The following is a 16400-nucleotide window of genomic DNA, read 5'->3' as shown; positions in this document are numbered from 1 at the left end:
AATGAAAATTGCAGATCATTTTCACGATGAGCTAAGTAGACTGGCCGCCATTGACATTGAGGCACTCGTACTACATGGCTGAATTCGAAACCACTTTTGCAGATCTGGGCCTGAAGGCTCCTATCCTTGAAGCCCTTAACGATCTGGGTTACGAAAAACCATCTCCGATCCAGGCAGAATGTATCCCACATCTGCTCTCTGGTCGTGACGTGCTGGGCATGGCCCAGACTGGTAGCGGTAAAACTGCGGCGTTCTCGCTGCCGCTGCTGAACAACATTGATCCGGACCTGCGTGCACCGCAGATCCTCGTCCTGGCTCCAACCCGTGAACTGGCTGTTCAGGTTGCTGAAGCAATGACGGAATTCTCTAAACATATGCGCGGCGTAAACGTGGTTGCCCTGTACGGCGGCCAGCGTTATGACGTGCAGTTACGCGCCCTGCGCCAGGGCCCACAGATTGTTGTCGGTACGCCTGGCCGTCTGCTGGATCACCTGAAGCGCGGTACTCTGGACCTCTCTAAACTGAGCGGCCTGGTACTGGATGAAGCAGATGAAATGCTGCGTATGGGCTTCATCGAAGACGTAGAAACTATCATGGCGCAGATCCCGGACGGTCATCAGACCGCGCTGTTCTCTGCAACCATGCCAGAAGCGATTCGTCGCATTACCCGCCGCTTCATGAAAGAGCCGCAGGAAGTGCGTATTCAGTCCAGCGTCACCACTCGCCCGGACATCAGCCAGAGCTACTGGTCTGTATACGGCATGCGCAAAAACGAAGCGCTGGTACGTTTCCTGGAAGCGGAAGATTTTGATGCGGCGATTATCTTCGTTCGTACCAAAAACGCGACCCTGGAAGTGGCTGAAGCGCTTGAGCGTAGCGGCTACAACAGCGCAGCGCTGAACGGCGACATGAATCAGGCCCTGCGTGAGCAGACTCTGGAGCGTCTGAAAGACGGTCGTCTGGATATCCTGATTGCAACCGACGTGGCAGCACGTGGTCTGGACGTTGAGCGTATCAGCCTGGTTGTTAACTACGACATCCCGATGGACTCCGAGTCTTACGTTCACCGTATCGGCCGTACCGGTCGTGCAGGTCGTGCGGGTCGTGCGCTGCTGTTCGTTGAGAACCGTGAGCGTCGTCTGCTGCGTAACATCGAACGCACCATGAAGCTGACCATTCCAGAAGCTGACCTGCCAAACGCAGAACTGCTGGGCAAACGCCGTCTGGAGAAATTCGCCGCGAAAGTTCAGCAGCAGCTGGAAAGCAGCGATCTGGATCAGTACCGTGCACTGCTGTCGCAGATTCAGCCAACCGCTGAAGGCGAAGAGCTGGATATGGAAACTCTGGCTGCAGCACTGCTGAAAATGGCGCAAGGCGAACGTAGCCTGATCGTGCCACCAGATGCACCAATGCGTCCTAAGCGTGAATTCCGTGACCGTGACGATCGCTTCGAACGTCGTGGCGACCGTAACGATCGTGGCCCACGTGGTGACCGTCCAGAGCGCGGTGGTGAAGACCGTCCACGTCGTGAGCGTCGTGACGCGGGCGACATGGAGCTGTACCGCATTGAAGTGGGCCGTGATGATGGTGTTGAAGTTCGTCACATCGTTGGCGCGATCGCTAACGAAGGCGACATCAGCAGCCGTTACATTGGTAACATCAAGCTGTTCGCATCCCACTCTACCATTGAGCTGCCAAAAGGCATGCCGGGCGAAGTACTGCAGCACTTTACTCGCACCCGCATCCTGAACAAGCCGATGAACATGCAGCTGCTGGGCGATGCACAGCCACGTCCTGACCGTGGCGGCGAACGTCGTGGCGGTGGTCGCGGTTTCGGTGGTGAGCGTCGTGAAGGCGGTCGCAGCGAAGGTCGTGGCGGTGAAGGTCGTCGTTTCTCCGGCGAGCGCCGTGAAAACCGTGGCCCACGTCGTGACGAAGGTTCAAGCCGTCGTCGTGACGCGTAAGCCTTACGCCACTGACGTAAAGTAAAATATACAGCCCCGATAAACGCTATCGGGGCTTTTTTTATTTCTTTTGTACTCCTGTACTGGTACAGTGCTGCACATTAAAATGCATCACCGCATTATTGACTGGAGAAATGGCTGTATGGCGACACTAACCACCACCCAAACGTCACCTTCGCTGCTTGGCGGCGTGGTGATCATCGGCGGAACCATTATTGGGGCCGGGATGTTCTCCCTGCCCGTGGTCATGTCCGGTGCGTGGTTCTTCTGGTCGCTGGCGGCGCTGGTTTTTACCTGGTTCTGTATGCTCCATTCCGGGCTGATGATCCTCGAAGCGAACCTGAACTACCGTATTGGTTCGAGCTTCGACACCATTACCAAAGATCTTTTAGGTAAAGGCTGGAACCTGGTGAACGGCCTCTCCATCGCGTTTGTGCTTTACATCCTGACCTACGCGTATATTTCAGCAAGCGGCTCGATTCTGCATCACACCTTTTCGGAGATGTCGCTGAACGTTCCGGCGCGTCTGGCGGGGCTGTGTTTTGCCCTTGGCGTGGCGTTTATCGTCTGGATGAGTACCAAAGCGGTGAGCCGTATGACGGCGATTGTGCTGGGCGCGAAGGTCATCACCTTCTTCCTGACCTTCGGCAGCCTGCTGGGGCACGTCACTCCCGCTACACTGTTTAACGTCGCTGAAGTGAATACCTCCTATACGCCGTACCTGCTGATGACGCTACCGTTCTGTCTGGCGTCGTTCGGCTACCACGGCAATGTGCCGAGCCTGATGAAGTACTACGGCAAAGATCCGCGTACGATTGTGAAATGCCTGGTCTACGGCACGCTGCTGGCGTTGGGTCTGTATGTGATTTGGCTGCTGGGGACGATGGGTAATATCCCGCGTCCGGAATTTATCGGCATTGCGCAGAAGGGCGGTAACATCGATGTGCTGGTGCAGGCGCTGAGTGGTGTGCTGAACAGCCGTAGTCTGGATCTCTTGCTAGTGGTGTTCTCCAACTTTGCCGTGGCGAGCTCTTTCCTCGGCGTAACGCTGGGCCTGTTTGACTACCTGGCGGATCTGTTTGGCTTTGATGATTCTGCTATGGGGCGCTTCAAAACTGCGCTGCTGACCTTCCTGCCACCGATTGTGGGTGGCCTGCTGTGGCCGAACGGCTTCCTGTACGCCATCGGCTATGCCGGACTGGCGGCAACCATCTGGGCGGCAATTGTGCCGGCGCTGCTGGCGCGCAAATCACGTAAACGCTTCGGTAGCCCTAAATTCCGCGTCTGGGGCGGCAAACCGATGATTGTGCTGATTCTGGTGTTCGGTGTTGGCAACGCGCTGGTGCATGTACTGTCGAGCTTCAACTTGCTGCCTGTGTATCAGTAAACGCCTCTTTTCACCCTCTCCCTGTGGGAGAGGGCCGGAGTAACAAAACACACTTCCCTACATTTCTTCTTTCACCTGCATCGCCAGCTCAAACGAATGCAAACGTGCCTGGTGATCGAAAATCTGGCCATTAACCATAATCTCATCCGCCTGCGTTTCACGCAGCACCGCTTCAAGCCCGTGACGCACTTTCGCCTTATCGCCCACCAGAGACATGCTCAGCGCCTGCTGCACGCCATACTGCTCGGAAGCGGACCACAGCTGATGCATATTCTCCACCGGCGGCGGGAGTTGACCCGTCTCGCCGCGTCGCAGCTTCACAAACGCCTGCTGCATGGAGGTGAACAGGAATTCCGCGTCGCGATTGCTGTCGGCGGCAATGATGTTGATACACACCATCGCGTACGGTTTTTCCAGACGTTCAGATGGTTTGAAGTTCGTGCGGTAGAGATGCAGCGCCTGATGCAGCATATCCGGCGCGAAGTGTGAGGCAAACGCAAATGGCAGCCCCAGCTGTGCGGCAAGCTGTGCGCTGTAGAGGCTTGAGCCCAGCAACCACACCGGGATCTTCTCGCCGTAGCCCGGAACCGGGCGCACGTGTGGGTTCGGGTCCCGCGCATCGAACCAGTCCACCAGTTCCGCCACATCGCGTGGGAAGTTGTCGATATCCCCACTCATATGGCGACGTAGCGCGCGCATGGTCGGCTGATCGCTGCCCGGCGCACGGCCAAGCCCTAAATCAATGCGCCCTGGATAGAGGGTATTGAGCGTACCAAACTGCTCGGCAATCACCAGGGGCGCATGGTTCGGCAGCATGACGCCACCGGATCCGAGATGCAGCGTGGTAGTGTTCGCCGCCAGATAGCCAATCAGTACTGATGTCGCGGCACTGGCGATACCCACCATATTGTGGTGTTCCGCCAGCCAGTAGCGGTGATAGCCACGTTTTTCGGCAAGAAGAGCAAGATCCAGAGAGTGGGAAAAGGCCTCGCCCGCTGAGGAGCCTTGTGGGATCGGCGCCAGATCCAGCACCGAAAACGGAATGGTTTTATCAGTCATAACAGCTCACTTTGTCGACGGTGAATCTTTTAATAGTGCATTAAAAATTAATAACCGTTGTTAACAAAGTGAGCCTTTACACTTTATCGCTATGCCTGCAGTTCCAGCCCGGCGAGGCGCTTCCAGTAACCGTTGCAGTCGCTGTTAGCGGTCAGCGGCAGCGGAGATGTCCCGTTTTCATTGGCGCGGAAGGCGTCCAGCATTGCGAACACGCTGGTATCCAGCGGCGACAGACGCACCATGTCTACCAGCCCGTTCATCGATGCCAGCTCATTGCCCAGGTTATAGACATAACCGCTCATGGTCTGAATACCGTTCAGAACAAATACCTGCTGATTCTCCTGAGACAGCATGCTGCGCCCGTTCGGGTACTTGATGCAGCAGGTTTCGCACTCGTCTTTCGGGCGATCTTCCGAGCGCGCGGTAAAGCAACGGGCAGAGTAGGCCAGCGGCAGGTGGCCGTAACTGAGCACTTCCACTTCAAACTGATTGCGAATGCCTAACTCTTCGCACTGAGTCAGCAGGTTTACCAGCCAGTCGCGGGAGAGTTCTACCGGCATGCACCAGCGCGTCATCCCCTGTTTGAGCAGCAGACGCAGGGTGACGGCGTTATAGCAGTTCAGCGCATGACCCGCGACAAACGGCAACTTGCGTTCAGCGCACATGTTCACCACGCCCAGATCGCTCGCTTCCAGCAGGAACTCGCCGTTCTCAACATAACGCTTCAGTTCCCCCAGTTCGGAAGAGGCTTGTACCAGAGCGAGCGTTGAAAGCACTACCTGTTTGCCGCTTCCGGCCAGGTTTTTTGCCATATCCAGCCAGTCGCCGACCTTAGTGGCGCGGCGTTTGCTACACACGGCTTCACCGAGATAAATCACATCGGCGCTGCTGGTGGCGGCCTGTTGGTAAAAATCTTCCAGCGTCTCTTTTGACCAGTAGTAGAGCACCGGCCCTAATGAATATTTCATGGTTATCTCACTGCCATTTACGGTGATACGCGCCAAGCGTGGTTTGCGTGCCTTCGGACATCGAGCCGAGCGTCTCCATCCAGGCGGGTTGTGGGGCGTAGTTCTGCGGATCGGCCATGCAGCGGTCGATGGCCTGACGCCAGACTTTCGCCACCTGGCTCACGTACGCCGGGCTGCGCTGGCGACCTTCGATTTTTACCGAGGCAATATTGGCCGCCAGCAGTTCCGGCAGCAGTTCCAGCGTGTTGAGGCTGGTGGGTTCTTCCAGCGCGTGGTAACGCTCGCCATCGACCAGATAGCGACCTTTACACAGCGTCGGATAGCCAGCGTTTTCACCGTCCTGATAGCGATCGATCAGTACTTCATTCAGACGAGACTCCAGCCCCTGCGGCGTCTGCTGCCAGCGAACAAATCGGGCAGGGGAGCAGGCCCCGACGGTATTCGGCGATTCACCGGTTAAATAAGAGGAAAGATAGCAACGGCCTTCAGCCATGATGCACAGGCTACCAAAAGCAAAAACTTCAAGCGGCACTGGCGTGACGCGCGCGAGTTGCTTAACCTGATGAATAGAGAGCACGCGCGGCAACACCACGCGGGCCACGTCAAAGTGTTGATGGTAAAAACGCACGGCCTCTTCGTTAGTGGCAGATGCCTGAACAGAGACGTGGCGCTCAATATGGGGATAGCGTTCTGCCGCATACTCAAGCATAGCGAGGTCGGCCAGGATTAGCGCATCCGCACCCAGTTGTGCCGCCATATCCACCGCACGCTGCCAGCGGGCATAGCCATCAGGATGGGCAAAAGTATTGATGGCGATATGCAGTTTGCGGCGGTGCTGGTGAACGAAGTTAACGGCTTCCTGAAGCTTTTTCTCCGTAAAGTTGAGGCCAGCAAAATGGCGGGCGTTGGTGTCATCTTTCAGCCCGATATAGACCGCATCGGCCCCATTTTCGATGGCCGCCTTAAGCGCCGGAAGGTTTCCGGCTGGGCAGAGCAGCTCCATAATTTATCCTGATGTAGTCGATCGCAAAATTGTTAACGAGCTGGGATTTTAATTAACCCATACGCGACAATTTTTGATTTAAGGCAGCTAATGGCGTATTGATGGCACCAATAATGAGGTACGGCGGACGACGGTTTGTTGATTTACGCCGCTATGTTGCGCTTCGGATATGGCAAAATAGCAGGACTATAGATATCAGGGAGTAAAGCTCGTGCTGGATAAACTGCGTTCACGTCTCGTACAATTTGGTCCATCAATGCTGAGCGTGCCGGTCAAGCTGGCACCGTTCGCGCTTAAACGACAGGTGCTGGAGCAGGTCCTGAGCTGGCAGTTCCGCCAGGCGCTGCAGGACGGCGAGCTGGAGTTCCTGGAAGGCCGCTGGCTAAGCATTGAAGTGCGTGACATCGGGCTACGCTGGTTTACCTCCGTTGAGAATGATCAGCTGATCGTACGTGAATCCGCTGACGCGGATGTGAGCTTTAGCGCCAACGCCAGCGATCTGCTGATGATTGCCGCGCGTAAGCAAGATCCGGATACGCTCTTCTTCCAGCGTCGTCTGGTCATTGAAGGCGATACGGAGCTGGGCCTGTACGTTAAGAATTTAATGGATGCCATTGAGCTGGAGCAGATGCCAAAAGCGCTGCGTGTCATGTTGATGCAAATGGCAGATTTCGTTGAGGCTGGGCTGAAAAGCCCGCCGGAAAGCAAACACACTTCAGTAGGTGAGCCATGCTGATTCGAGTTGAAATTGGGATTGATGCACCGGGAATTGATGCGTTGCTACGCCGCTCTTTTGAGAGCGATGCCGAGGCCCAACTGGTCCACGATCTCCGTGAAGATGGCCTGATTACGCTGGGGCTGGTTGCTACCGATGACGAAGGTCAGGTGGTCGGCTATGTGGCCTTCAGTCCGGTCATCGTTCAGGGCGAAGATCTTCAGTGGGTGGGAATGGCACCGCTGGCGGTAGATGAAAACTATCGCGGGCAAGGGCTGGCACGTCAGCTGGTCTATGAAGGGCTGGATTCGCTGAATGAGTTTGGTTATGCGGCCGTTGTCACGCTGGGCGATCCGGCGTTCTATGGACGATTGGGCTTTGAGCAGGCCGCGCATTACGATCTGCGCTGCCGCTGGCCGGGTACGGAATCTGCTTTCCAGGTCCATCGTCTGGCGGACGACGCGCTCAACGGGGTCAATGGCCTGGTCGAGTACCACGACCATTTCAATCGCTTTTAATCAGGTGCTCGCGTAGCGCCTCAAACGAGCCGTCTCCGCTCACGAGGCGCTCTTTCTGGCGCTTCGTCAACTGCTTAATACGGTATTCCAGTCTTAGCGCCAGCGATCTGTCACCAACAGGTGCTGAAAAGGCGAGTTGTAGTTCTCCTTTCCCCCGCAGTGCTTTTGCCCCTTTTCCCGTTTGATGTTGTAAAAAACGCCGCGCCACATCGGTAGTGATCCCGGTGTAGAGTGCGTTATCAGCGGTTCGGACAAGATAGAGAAACCAGCACACGGTAAACAGATTCAGTATGTTAAGGTGAACGCACCATAGCATGAGAGAGAATGAAAATGGAAACACTGGCCACCATTAACCGCTGGCTGGCGAAACAGCATGTCGTCACCTGGTGCGTGTACAGCGAGGGTGAGATGTGGTGCGCAAACGCGTTTTACTACTACGATCCGGAGCGTGTGGCCTTTTATATCATGAGTGAAGATAAGACACGTCATGCGCAGATGACTGGCCAGCAGGCGGAGGTCGCGGGCACGGTGAATGGCCAGCCTAAAACGGTCGCATTGATCCGTGGGGTGCAGTTTAAAGGGGAAATCCGTCGTCTGGACGGAGAAGAGAGCGACGCGCGTCGTAAGCTTTACACGCGCCGCTTTCCGGTTGCCGCTGCGCTAAAAGCCCCGGTATGGGAAATCCGCCTTGATGAGCTGAAATTTACCGACAACACGCTGGGCTTTGGCAAGAAGCTGCACTGGCTACGCGCCGAGCAGGCGTAGCGCTTCGCGGTTAAATGCCGGAAGATCGTCCGGGGTTCGGCTGGTGATCAGCTGGTCTTTGTCGTTGACCACTTCCTGATCGTAAAACTCGGCTCCCGCATTTTTCAGATCGATAACGATCGGTTTCACAGCCGTGAGCTTACGCCCGCGTACAACCTCAGCGCTGATGAGCAGTTGCGGGCCGTGGCAGATGGCAAAGACCGGTTTGCCGGTAGAGACAAAGTCCCGTGTGAAGGTCACGAAGCGTTCGTCGCCGCGCAGGGAATCCGGTGAATGGCCGCCGGGTAACAGCAAGGCGTCAAAATCTGACGGGCTAACGTTATCGATAGTCTCGTCGATGGTCACGCTGGCCTCACCCTTATGGCCTTTCACCGTTTTACCCGCTTCTTTCTCAATGGTGATGACTTCATGTCCCGCCTTGCGGAACGCCTCGGCTGGAGAGGTGAATTCTGAATCTTCAAACTCGTCGGTAATCAAGACTGCGATTTTTTTGCCCATGCTTCCTCCGTTGTTTTGGCTTCAGACTGATTTTTCTCCGCTTGTGGTAAATACTTACCTGTAACAGACATCTAAGTGTGGTCGACCACGCTAAGTTCGCAAACGGACAATTCTGTAAAGGGGAAAAGATGAGCCAGGTACTGCTTACAGGCGCAACCGGGTTGGTGGGCGGGTATTTACTGCGTCTGCTGATTCAGGAGCGCAAAGTGAATTATATTGCCGCCCCGACGCGGCGACCGCTCGCAGATATCTCCGGCGTCTTCAACCCACATGATCCGCAGCTGACGGACGCGCTGGCACAGGTGCAGGACCCCATTGATATCGCATTTTGTTGTCTCGGCACGACCCGGCGTGAGGCGGGTAGTAAAGAGGCGTTTGTGCATGCGGACTACACACTGGTGGTAGATACGGCACTCACGGCCAAAAGGCTTGGGGCGAAACATTTCCTGGTGGTCAGCGCGCTGGGTGCCAGCGCCGGATCGCCTTTTTTCTACAACAACGTGAAGGGCAAAATGGAGGACGCGCTGATTGCGCAGAGGTGGGATTACCTGACGATTGTTCGCCCCTCCATGTTGCTGGGACACCGCGACGAACGGCGTTTTAATGAATCTATTTTTGCACCGCTATTCCGCATTCTTCCGGGGAACTGGAAATCCATTGAGGCGCAGGATGTCGCACGCGCGATGCTGAAAGAGGCGCTTTCACCTTCGAAGGAAGGGGTAAACATTATCCCTTCGGCAAAACTGCGTGAAATCGCGCAGGGCGAGGCGTAAACTCCCCCGGCTAATTACCTACTACTCTCCGGGGAATGCTATGACTGGTCAGTCTTCATCTCAGGCGGCAACACCTGTTCAATGGTGGAAGCCCGCGCTCTTCTTTCTTGAGGTCATTATCGGCCTCTGGTATGTGAAATGGCAGCCCTACTACGGCAAAGCCTTCACCGCCGCCGAAACGCACAGTATCGGTAAATCTATTCTCGCTCAGGCTGATGCCAGCCCGCTGCAGGCGGCGTGGGATTACGCCATGGTCTACTTCCTTGCCGTCTGGAAAGCCGCCGTTTTAGGCGTCATTCTGGGGTCACTGATTCAGGTACTTATTCCGCGTAACTGGCTGGTGAAAACGCTTGGGCAGTCGCGATTTCAGGGCACGCTGCTGGGGACAATTTTTTCTCTGCCGGGCATGATGTGCTCCTGCTGTGCGGCTCCTGTTACCGCGGGGATGCGTCGCCAGCGTGTCTCGATGGGCGGCGCGCTGGCTTTCTGGATGGGTAACCCGCTGTTAAACCCAGCGACGCTGGTGTTTATGGGTTTTGTTCTGGGCTGGCATTTTGCGTTCATCCGTCTGGTGGCTGGATTGCTGACGGTGCTGGTGGTCGCGACGCTGGTACAAAAATGGGTGAAAGATAATGCCGTTGAACCGGCGTCAGTTGAGCTGAACGTCAGCGAGCCTCAGGGGAGTTTCTTCATGCGCTGGGGTCAGGCGTTATGGCAGCTTTTCTGGAGCACCATCCCGGTCTATATCCTTGCGGTACTGGTTCTGGGGGCTGCGCGCGTCTGGCTTTTCCCACATGCGGATGGCGCTATCGACAACACGCTGATGTGGGTCATTGCGATGGCCGTTGCAGGCTGCCTGTTTGTGATCCCAACGGCGGCTGAGATCCCGATTGTGCAGACCATGATGCTGGCTGGCATGGGCACCGCACCGGCGCTGGCGCTGCTCATCACACTGCCTGCAATTAGCCTGCCGTCGCTTATCATGCTGCGTAAATCATTCCCGGCCAAAGCGCTGTGGCTGACTGCGGGGCTTGTGGCGTTGAGTGGGGTGGTAGTAGGAAGTTTTGCATTGGTTTAAGGCAAAAAAATACCCGGCATTGCCGGGTATTTTTTGTTACTTGATATAAGTAAACGCGGTGGTGACGTGTTTCACGCCGCTCACCCGGCTGGCGATATCAGCCGCGGCTTTCCCTTCACGGTCGGTTACCAGACCCAGCAGGAACACTTCACCGTTTTCCGTCGTCACTTTCACGTTGGAAGATTTCACCTGATCAGAACCCAGCAGCTGGGAACGCACTTTGGTGGTGATCCAGGTGTCAGACGATGCGGTGCCCAGGCTGACAGGCTGTCCCTGGCGCACTTCGTTGAAGACTTCTGTCGTACCTTCTACACCCATCGCAATCTGTTTGGCGCGGGAGGCGAGTTCCATGTTAGGGGCCTGGCCTGCAAGCAGCACTTTGCCCTGATAAGCCGTCACATTGATGCGCGCTTCTTTCTTAATCTGTTCGTCTTTCGACAGCGCACTGTTGACGCGCAGCTCAAGCGTACCGTCATCCACCTGCGTCCCGACAGAACGCGGATCGGTTGCCGCTTTGGTGCCTACCGCAGCAGTACCCACGACAGCCGCAGCGATACATCCCTGAAGCAGTAATGCAGACATAAGGACTGCGAGGGTCGATAAAGCCTTCATAAGAACTCCTTAATCATCCTGGTGAGGGAAAAGCGTGTTATCGATCAGGTCGCATAAGCAATTTACCGTCAGCATATGCATTTCCTGAATACGCGCGCTACGGTGAGAAGGAATGCGGATTTCCACATCCTGCGGCCCCAGCAGACCCGCCAGCTCACCACCGTCATAGCCGGTTAAAGCTACGATAGTCATGTCCCGGGTTACGGCGGCTTCAACGGCTTTAACAATGTCCCGGCTGTTGCCGCGTGTGGATATTGCCAGCAGTACATCTCCGGCATGGCCGAGGGCTCGCACCTGCTTAGCGTAAATTTCGTCATGCAGACGATCGTTAGCAATCGCTGTTAAGACCACATTATCGGTATTAAGTGCAATGGCAGGTAAACTCGGACGTTCTGTTTCAAAACGATTGATCATGCTGGCAGCAAAATGCTGTGCGTTGGCGGCTGACGTTCCGTTGCCACAACAGAGGATTTTGTTGCCATTAAGCAGGGATTGCACCAGCGTCATCGCGGCACGGGAGATCGCATCCGGTAGCGCTTCCGCCGCGGCAATCTGAGTCTGGATGCTTTCTGTGAAGCACACTTTAATTCTTTCGAGCACGTTATCCCTTTTAAATCTTAATTATGCGTCTTCGCCAAAAGCGTTTTTAAGCCATTCGATCTCATTTCCGGTGAAGGCTATCACATCGAACCGGCAATCCACAGTATCAAAGCTCCCATTATGGCGGGCAAGCCACAAGTGGGCAGTCTGTAATAATTTATGTTGTTTGGCGAGCGTCACGCTGGCGGCAGCGCCGCCAAAACGGGAGGACTGTCGAAAACGGACTTCTACAAACACAATGACCTGAGCCTCTTTCATGATCAGGTCAATCTCGCCGCCGCGCCCACGGACGTTAGCGGCGATAAAGCGCAGTCCTTTGCCTTCAAGCCAGCGACGCGCCTTTAACTCCCACGCATCACCGGTCTCTTTACGGCTTAACTGGCCGGGACGATTTGCCCCTGCTGGTATTTGAGCCATGATAACTTCCTGTTGATCACGCAATCCTGAGTAGCGGTCAGATCGCCGGTGTTGCCGTTAAGCTCAAAGCCTGGCACCTGACGCATCTGGGTAAAGTGGTTCGCCAGCGCCCACGCATCGACACCCATCGCATACAAACGCGCCAGAGAGTAGTCGTTACGTACTGCCCCCAGCGCCTGCTGCATCAGTGCCGGATTGCTGCCTGCCAGCATAGGGATTTCGCTGTACTGCAGACCGTCCATTTCCAGACGGAAATCCGGGCCTGCAGTGCCCTGCGCGCTGCGTGAACTCGCGTACAGCGTTGCACCGCTCTGGCTGCCGTTACGCATTGCAATCATCGGTTTGATAAAGGCGATCTCTTGCGGCGTGGCGACAATATAGGCGGCATCCACTTTACCGCCACCGCTGATTTGTGCGTCGGTAGGTGGGGCCGGGATTGTCAGACCGCCAATTGTCACGCCCTGCTGCTGCGGCAGGCTTGCGGTTACCGGGCTACCGTTCAGCGCGATGCCTGCTCCGCCATTTACGCCAGCGCGCAGTTCAGAGACTGAACCGAATTTCTGCTGCAGTACCATACCGCCACCGAGCTTCTGCCATTCATTGGCAAAGGCATTCGCGACGCGATCGCCCAGCGTACTGCGTGGGATGAGCAACAGAGGAGCCTGTTTACCCTGCTCGTGGATATGTCGTGCGGCATCGCGGGCTTCATCTTCAGGGGAAAGTGCGAAGTAGCAGATATTGGCGCGGTTCTGAACCTGCTCAGGCTGATTGAGCGCCAGCACGTTCAGCGTGGTATTGATCTTCATCAGCTCTTCCACGTTGTTTTTCAACAACGGGCCGACAACGATGCTTGCACCGTCCTGTTGAACCTGCGCCAGAACCTGGTCAAGCGGCTGTGAGCTGGTGTCGTAGATTTTTAGCTCAGCACCCGGGTTGGCGCTGGAGGCTGCCACGGTTTGCGGCTGTGCAGCAGGTTGGGCTGCGGGTTGCGCAGGTTGCTGTTCAGACGGTTGTGCTGTGGCCGCAGGTGCTGGCGCCGCTTGTGTCTCAGCCGGAGCCTGTGTTGCAGGCGCAGGCGCAGTTGCGGCTGCCGGAGGTGTCGTTGGTGCGGTAACCGGGTTTTGCATCGTGCCCTGCGCCGGGGTTTGGGCGGTGGTCAGGTCACTGGTTTCGGCTGCGGACGGGCTGACAACATCGTTCACATTTGCTGCCTGTGCTGCTTGTGCTGGAACGGCACTGCCTGTCACCGGCGTGGTACCGTTTTTCGCCGCTTCAAAACCCTGCTGGATAGTGCGACCAAATACCGCCGCCTGACCGTTTAGCGGCAGAAGCAGGGCGATTTTGCTGGTCGATGCGGGCTTAAAGTTCTGCACGTTTACCAGCTGTGTTGGCAGCATTTTCGCGCCCGGATTCTGCGGGTAGCGGGTTTGCCAGTCAGTAATACCGGCTTTCAGCATCTTCGGATCGTTGCGGTTGTTAAACCACATCTGCTGCAGATCCAGCCAGCCCTGCAGTACGTTCTCATCGGCATTGATGACCAGTGCCTGCGCCTGTTCCTGGGTCATGGAGGCAAGCGCCTGCCAGGTGGCATCAATATTTTTCTGCTTGTCGGCACCGCCGAGCAGCGGTTCCTGGGCAATCAGTGCACGGAGCAGTGTCAGGGAAGGACGACCCTGCTCAGCGGCAATACCTGCCTGCCAGAAGCGAGCCTGCTGATTTTTATCCAGCGCGCTGACGTCGATATTACCCAGGATCTTTTTCGCGCCATCATAATCTTTCAGTGCGACTTTCAGCTCAGCGGAAAGCAAGCTCTGCTCACGACGTTGGGTGTCGTTAAGATCCTTCGGTAACTGATTGAACAGTTCGGCGGCCTGCTGGGTTTTCCCCTCTTTCAACAGTGCACGAATGGCGAGTAATTGCCAGTTGGTCTTGGTATCATTTGAACTCTGCGACATTTGTTGCAGATAAAAACCAGAATCAGCCTGATCGGAACCCTGCAGATGTGCAGTGCTCTGGTCAGGTGCCTGGGTGCCACAGCCTGCAAAGATCAGCGCTGCCAGCAGAAGCGGCACGCTGCGAGTGGCTTTTTTTCGAAGAAACGTTAACGGTACCATACTGTATCCAGTGATTTTTTTTACGCAATGCTCAATATTAAATCGGCAATACGGACTAAACAATGAAACAACACGAAACGGCGGATAATTCTCAAGGCCAGCTCTATATTGTACCTACTCCTATCGGGAATTTATCTGATATTACCCAACGTGCGCTTACCGTGTTGCAAGCTGTTGATTTGATTGCTGCTGAAGATACCCGGCACACCGGTTTACTGCTTCAACATTTCGCGATCACCGCCCGATTGTTTGCCCTGCACGATCACAATGAGCAACAAAAAGCCGAAACGCTGGTGGCGAAGCTGAAAGAGGGGCAGAACATTGCGTTAGTTTCCGATGCAGGAACCCCGCTGATTAACGACCCTGGTTATCATCTGGTGCGTACCTGCCGTGAAGCAGGGATTCGGGTAGTACCTTTACCGGGCCCCTGCGCCGCAATTGCTGCGCTGAGCGCTGCGGGGTTGCCGTCTGACCGTTTCTGCTATGAAGGTTTCCTGCCTGCCAAATCCAAAGGCCGCCGCGACGTGTTAAAAGACCTGGAAGCGGAACCGCGCACCCTGATTTTCTACGAATCCACGCACCGCCTGCTTGAGAGCCTGGAAGATATGGTGACCGTGTGGGGAGAAGCCCGCTACGTGGTGCTGGCGCGCGAACTGACCAAAACCTGGGAAACGATCCACGGTGCACCGGTGGGTGAACTGCTGGCGTGGGTGAAGGAAGATGAAAACCGCCGTAAAGGTGAAATGGTGCTGATTGTCGAAGGACATAAAGCGCAGGAAGACGCGCTGCCAGCCGACGCGCTGCGCACGCTGGCGCTGCTGCAGGCGGAACTGCCGCTGAAGAAAGCTGCGGCGCTAGCGGCGGAAATTCACGGCGTGAAGAAAAATGCGCTGTATAAGTATGCGCTGGAGCAGCAGGGGGAGTAAACGTATGAGCCGCTACCTGCCTCCATTCGCTATCACGCCATCAATTCTCAATCAGGTTGTTGAGATTGGTGAGTTGCTGGGGCATTGGGCGGCTCATTCCGGAAGGACATCTCCTTTACTGCGTAAAGAGAACCGTATCCGCACTATCCAGGCATCGCTGGCCATTGAACACAACTCGCTGACTACCGGGCAAGTGACGGCAATCATGGATGGCAAGCGCGTGCTCGCGCCTGAAAAAGATATTCAGGAAGTCCGCAATGCTATCCTGGCATATGAGAAATTGTCTGAATGGAAGCCATGGAAGCTCAATGACTTACTCAATGCACACCGGTTATTAATGACTGGTCTGGTCGATCTCCCTGGAAAGCTCAGGAATGGAGATGTAGGGGTATACCGTGGAAACCAGTTAGTCCACATGGCTCCTCCTGCCTCCCAGATGAACCGTCTGATCGACGATCTTCTGTCCTGGCTTAAGCAAACTGATCTCCACCCGCTTATTGCCAGTTCGGTATTTCATTACGAGTTTGAGTTTATTCATCCCTTTTCAGATGGAAATGGCCGCATGGGGCGGCTGTGGCAAACGTTGATCTTAAGCCAGTGGCGTGCGGAACTGGCATGGCTACCCGTCGAGACACTCATCCATTTTCAGCAGGCGCGCTATTACCAGATATTAGGACAATGCGATCGGGCCAGTGATTGCACGGCATTCGTGGAGTTTATGCTGCAAAATATGGCTGAAGCTTTGCGGGAAGGCATAGGTATGTCGTCAGTATTGTCGGAAAAAATGTCGGAAGAATTGTCGGAAAAGGAAAATACTATCCTTGAGCTTCTTACCGTTCAACCGCAAATGACTGCGGTAATGTTGGCATCTGTTTTGGGCGTAACTTCCCGCACTGCGGAACGTTATCTCCGTTCTTTGCAATCAAAAGGTAAATTAAAACGCGTGGGGGCAAGGAAAGGGGGAAGCTGGCAGGTCATGGTTTAACCTGCCAACTGAACACTT

Annotated in this window: 19 protein-coding genes; 10 read left to right on the top strand and 9 right to left on the bottom strand. The window is 55.5% G+C overall.

What is annotated here, in order from left to right:
* The first annotated feature begins 1 nt into the window (after position 1).
* The 3 genes from yrbN to mtr all read left to right on the top strand — a co-directional run bounded on the left by yrbN (position 2) and on the right by mtr (position 3351).
* Positions 2–82, top strand: a complete 81-nt coding sequence (gene yrbN, locus ACLHV9_RS21765; protein WP_097533792.1) for a protein YrbN — start codon at positions 2–4, stop codon at positions 80–82.
* Positions 75–1964, top strand: a complete 1890-nt coding sequence (locus ACLHV9_RS21760) for a DEAD/DEAH family ATP-dependent RNA helicase (protein ID WP_028017050.1) — start codon at positions 75–77, stop codon at positions 1962–1964. Before yrbN ends, ACLHV9_RS21760 begins: the two co-directional genes overlap by 8 nt.
* Positions 1965–2106: 142 nt before the next feature.
* The gene (gene mtr / locus ACLHV9_RS21755; protein WP_108091080.1) at positions 2107–3351 is read left to right on the top strand and encodes a tryptophan permease; all 1245 of its coding nucleotides are present in this window, start codon (positions 2107–2109) and stop codon (positions 3349–3351) included.
* Positions 3352–3408: 57 nt separating this feature from the next.
* Here the strand turns inward: mtr and ACLHV9_RS21750 are convergent, their stop codons facing one another.
* The 3 genes from ACLHV9_RS21750 to ACLHV9_RS21740 all read right to left on the bottom strand — a co-directional run bounded on the left by ACLHV9_RS21750 (position 3409) and on the right by ACLHV9_RS21740 (position 6381).
* A complete protein-coding gene (locus ACLHV9_RS21750) occupies positions 3409–4410 on the bottom strand; it encodes a luciferase-like monooxygenase (protein WP_108091079.1) in 1002 nt (333 codons plus the stop codon).
* A gap of 89 nt (positions 4411–4499) precedes the next feature.
* Entirely contained in the window at positions 4500–5378 is an 879-nt protein-coding gene (locus tag ACLHV9_RS21745) for a U32 family peptidase (protein ID WP_108091078.1), read from the bottom strand.
* A gap of 7 nt (positions 5379–5385) precedes the next feature.
* Positions 5386–6381, bottom strand: coding sequence for a peptidase U32 family protein (locus ACLHV9_RS21740; RefSeq protein WP_028017054.1), 996 nt, complete (start codon positions 6379–6381; stop codon positions 5386–5388).
* 211 nt (positions 6382–6592) lie between these two features.
* Here ACLHV9_RS21740 and ACLHV9_RS21735 point away from each other — a divergent pair, with 211 nt between their 5' ends.
* Both ACLHV9_RS21735 and ACLHV9_RS21730 read left to right on the top strand, forming a co-directional pair.
* The gene (locus ACLHV9_RS21735) at positions 6593–7117 is read left to right on the top strand and encodes an SCP2 domain-containing protein (RefSeq protein ID WP_028017055.1); all 525 of its coding nucleotides are present in this window, start codon (positions 6593–6595) and stop codon (positions 7115–7117) included.
* Positions 7111–7614, top strand: a complete 504-nt coding sequence (locus ACLHV9_RS21730) for a GNAT family N-acetyltransferase (RefSeq protein WP_028017056.1) — start codon at positions 7111–7113, stop codon at positions 7612–7614. The genes ACLHV9_RS21735 and ACLHV9_RS21730 overlap by 7 nt, the downstream gene beginning before the upstream one ends.
* Here ACLHV9_RS21730 and ACLHV9_RS21725 read toward each other — a convergent pair.
* The gene (locus ACLHV9_RS21725) at positions 7601–7930 is read right to left on the bottom strand and encodes a GIY-YIG nuclease family protein (RefSeq protein WP_108091077.1); all 330 of its coding nucleotides are present in this window, start codon (positions 7928–7930) and stop codon (positions 7601–7603) included. The genes ACLHV9_RS21730 and ACLHV9_RS21725 overlap by 14 nt on opposite strands.
* 14 nt (positions 7931–7944) lie before the next feature.
* On the opposite strand from ACLHV9_RS21725, the gene ACLHV9_RS21720 reads away from it, so the two are divergent.
* A complete protein-coding gene (locus ACLHV9_RS21720; RefSeq protein ID WP_028017058.1) occupies positions 7945–8379 on the top strand; it encodes a YhbP family protein in 435 nt (144 codons plus the stop codon).
* Here ACLHV9_RS21720 and ACLHV9_RS21715 read toward each other — a convergent pair.
* Complete coding sequence (locus ACLHV9_RS21715; RefSeq protein WP_008501486.1) at positions 8359–8877, bottom strand: type 1 glutamine amidotransferase domain-containing protein; 519 nt, start codon at positions 8875–8877, stop codon at positions 8359–8361. The two genes, ACLHV9_RS21720 and ACLHV9_RS21715, sit on opposite strands and share 21 nt — an antisense overlap.
* Before the next feature lie 128 nt (positions 8878–9005).
* Here ACLHV9_RS21715 and ACLHV9_RS21710 point away from each other — a divergent pair, with 128 nt between their 5' ends.
* Both ACLHV9_RS21710 and ACLHV9_RS21705 read left to right on the top strand, forming a co-directional pair.
* Complete coding sequence (locus tag ACLHV9_RS21710) at positions 9006–9650, top strand: NAD(P)H-binding protein (RefSeq protein WP_108091076.1); 645 nt, start codon at positions 9006–9008, stop codon at positions 9648–9650.
* Positions 9651–9690: 40 nt separating this feature from the next.
* On the top strand, positions 9691–10728 hold the full coding sequence (locus tag ACLHV9_RS21705) for a permease (RefSeq protein ID WP_407221065.1): 1038 nt from the start codon (positions 9691–9693) through the stop codon (positions 10726–10728).
* 36 nt (positions 10729–10764) lie between these two features.
* Here the strand turns inward: ACLHV9_RS21705 and dolP are convergent, their stop codons facing one another.
* From dolP to ACLHV9_RS21685, 4 genes are read right to left on the bottom strand one after another with little or no spacing between them, the layout of a single operon-like run.
* Positions 10765–11340, bottom strand: coding sequence for a division/outer membrane stress-associated lipid-binding lipoprotein (gene dolP, locus ACLHV9_RS21700; RefSeq protein WP_028017061.1), 576 nt, complete (start codon positions 11338–11340; stop codon positions 10765–10767).
* Positions 11341–11349: 9 nt separating this feature from the next.
* The gene (gene diaA, locus ACLHV9_RS21695) at positions 11350–11940 is read right to left on the bottom strand and encodes a DnaA initiator-associating protein DiaA (RefSeq protein WP_003861754.1); all 591 of its coding nucleotides are present in this window, start codon (positions 11938–11940) and stop codon (positions 11350–11352) included.
* Between the two features lie 21 nt (positions 11941–11961).
* Positions 11962–12357, bottom strand: a complete 396-nt coding sequence (locus ACLHV9_RS21690; protein WP_028017062.1) for a YraN family protein — start codon at positions 12355–12357, stop codon at positions 11962–11964.
* Complete coding sequence (locus tag ACLHV9_RS21685) at positions 12315–14471, bottom strand: penicillin-binding protein activator (protein WP_108091075.1); 2157 nt, start codon at positions 14469–14471, stop codon at positions 12315–12317. The genes ACLHV9_RS21690 and ACLHV9_RS21685 overlap by 43 nt, the downstream gene beginning before the upstream one ends.
* A 62-nt stretch (positions 14472–14533) precedes the next feature.
* On the opposite strand from ACLHV9_RS21685, the gene rsmI reads away from it, so the two are divergent.
* Both rsmI and ACLHV9_RS21675 read left to right on the top strand, forming a co-directional pair.
* Positions 14534–15397 (top strand): 16S rRNA (cytidine(1402)-2'-O)-methyltransferase, encoded by an 864-nt coding sequence (rsmI, locus tag ACLHV9_RS21680; RefSeq protein WP_108091074.1) that lies wholly within the window; start codon positions 14534–14536, stop codon positions 15395–15397.
* A 4-nt stretch (positions 15398–15401) separates the two neighbouring features.
* Positions 15402–16382, top strand: coding sequence for a Fic family protein (locus ACLHV9_RS21675; protein ID WP_108091073.1), 981 nt, complete (start codon positions 15402–15404; stop codon positions 16380–16382).
* The last annotated feature ends 18 nt before the right edge of the window (positions 16383–16400 follow it).

This window comes from Enterobacter sp. CPE_E890 (assembly GCF_046521475.1).
Classification (GTDB): Bacteria; Pseudomonadota; Gammaproteobacteria; order Enterobacterales; family Enterobacteriaceae; genus Enterobacter; species Enterobacter adelaidei.
The sequence above is the reverse complement of the archived record's forward strand: the minus strand, read 5'-3'. Positions and strand labels throughout refer to the sequence as shown.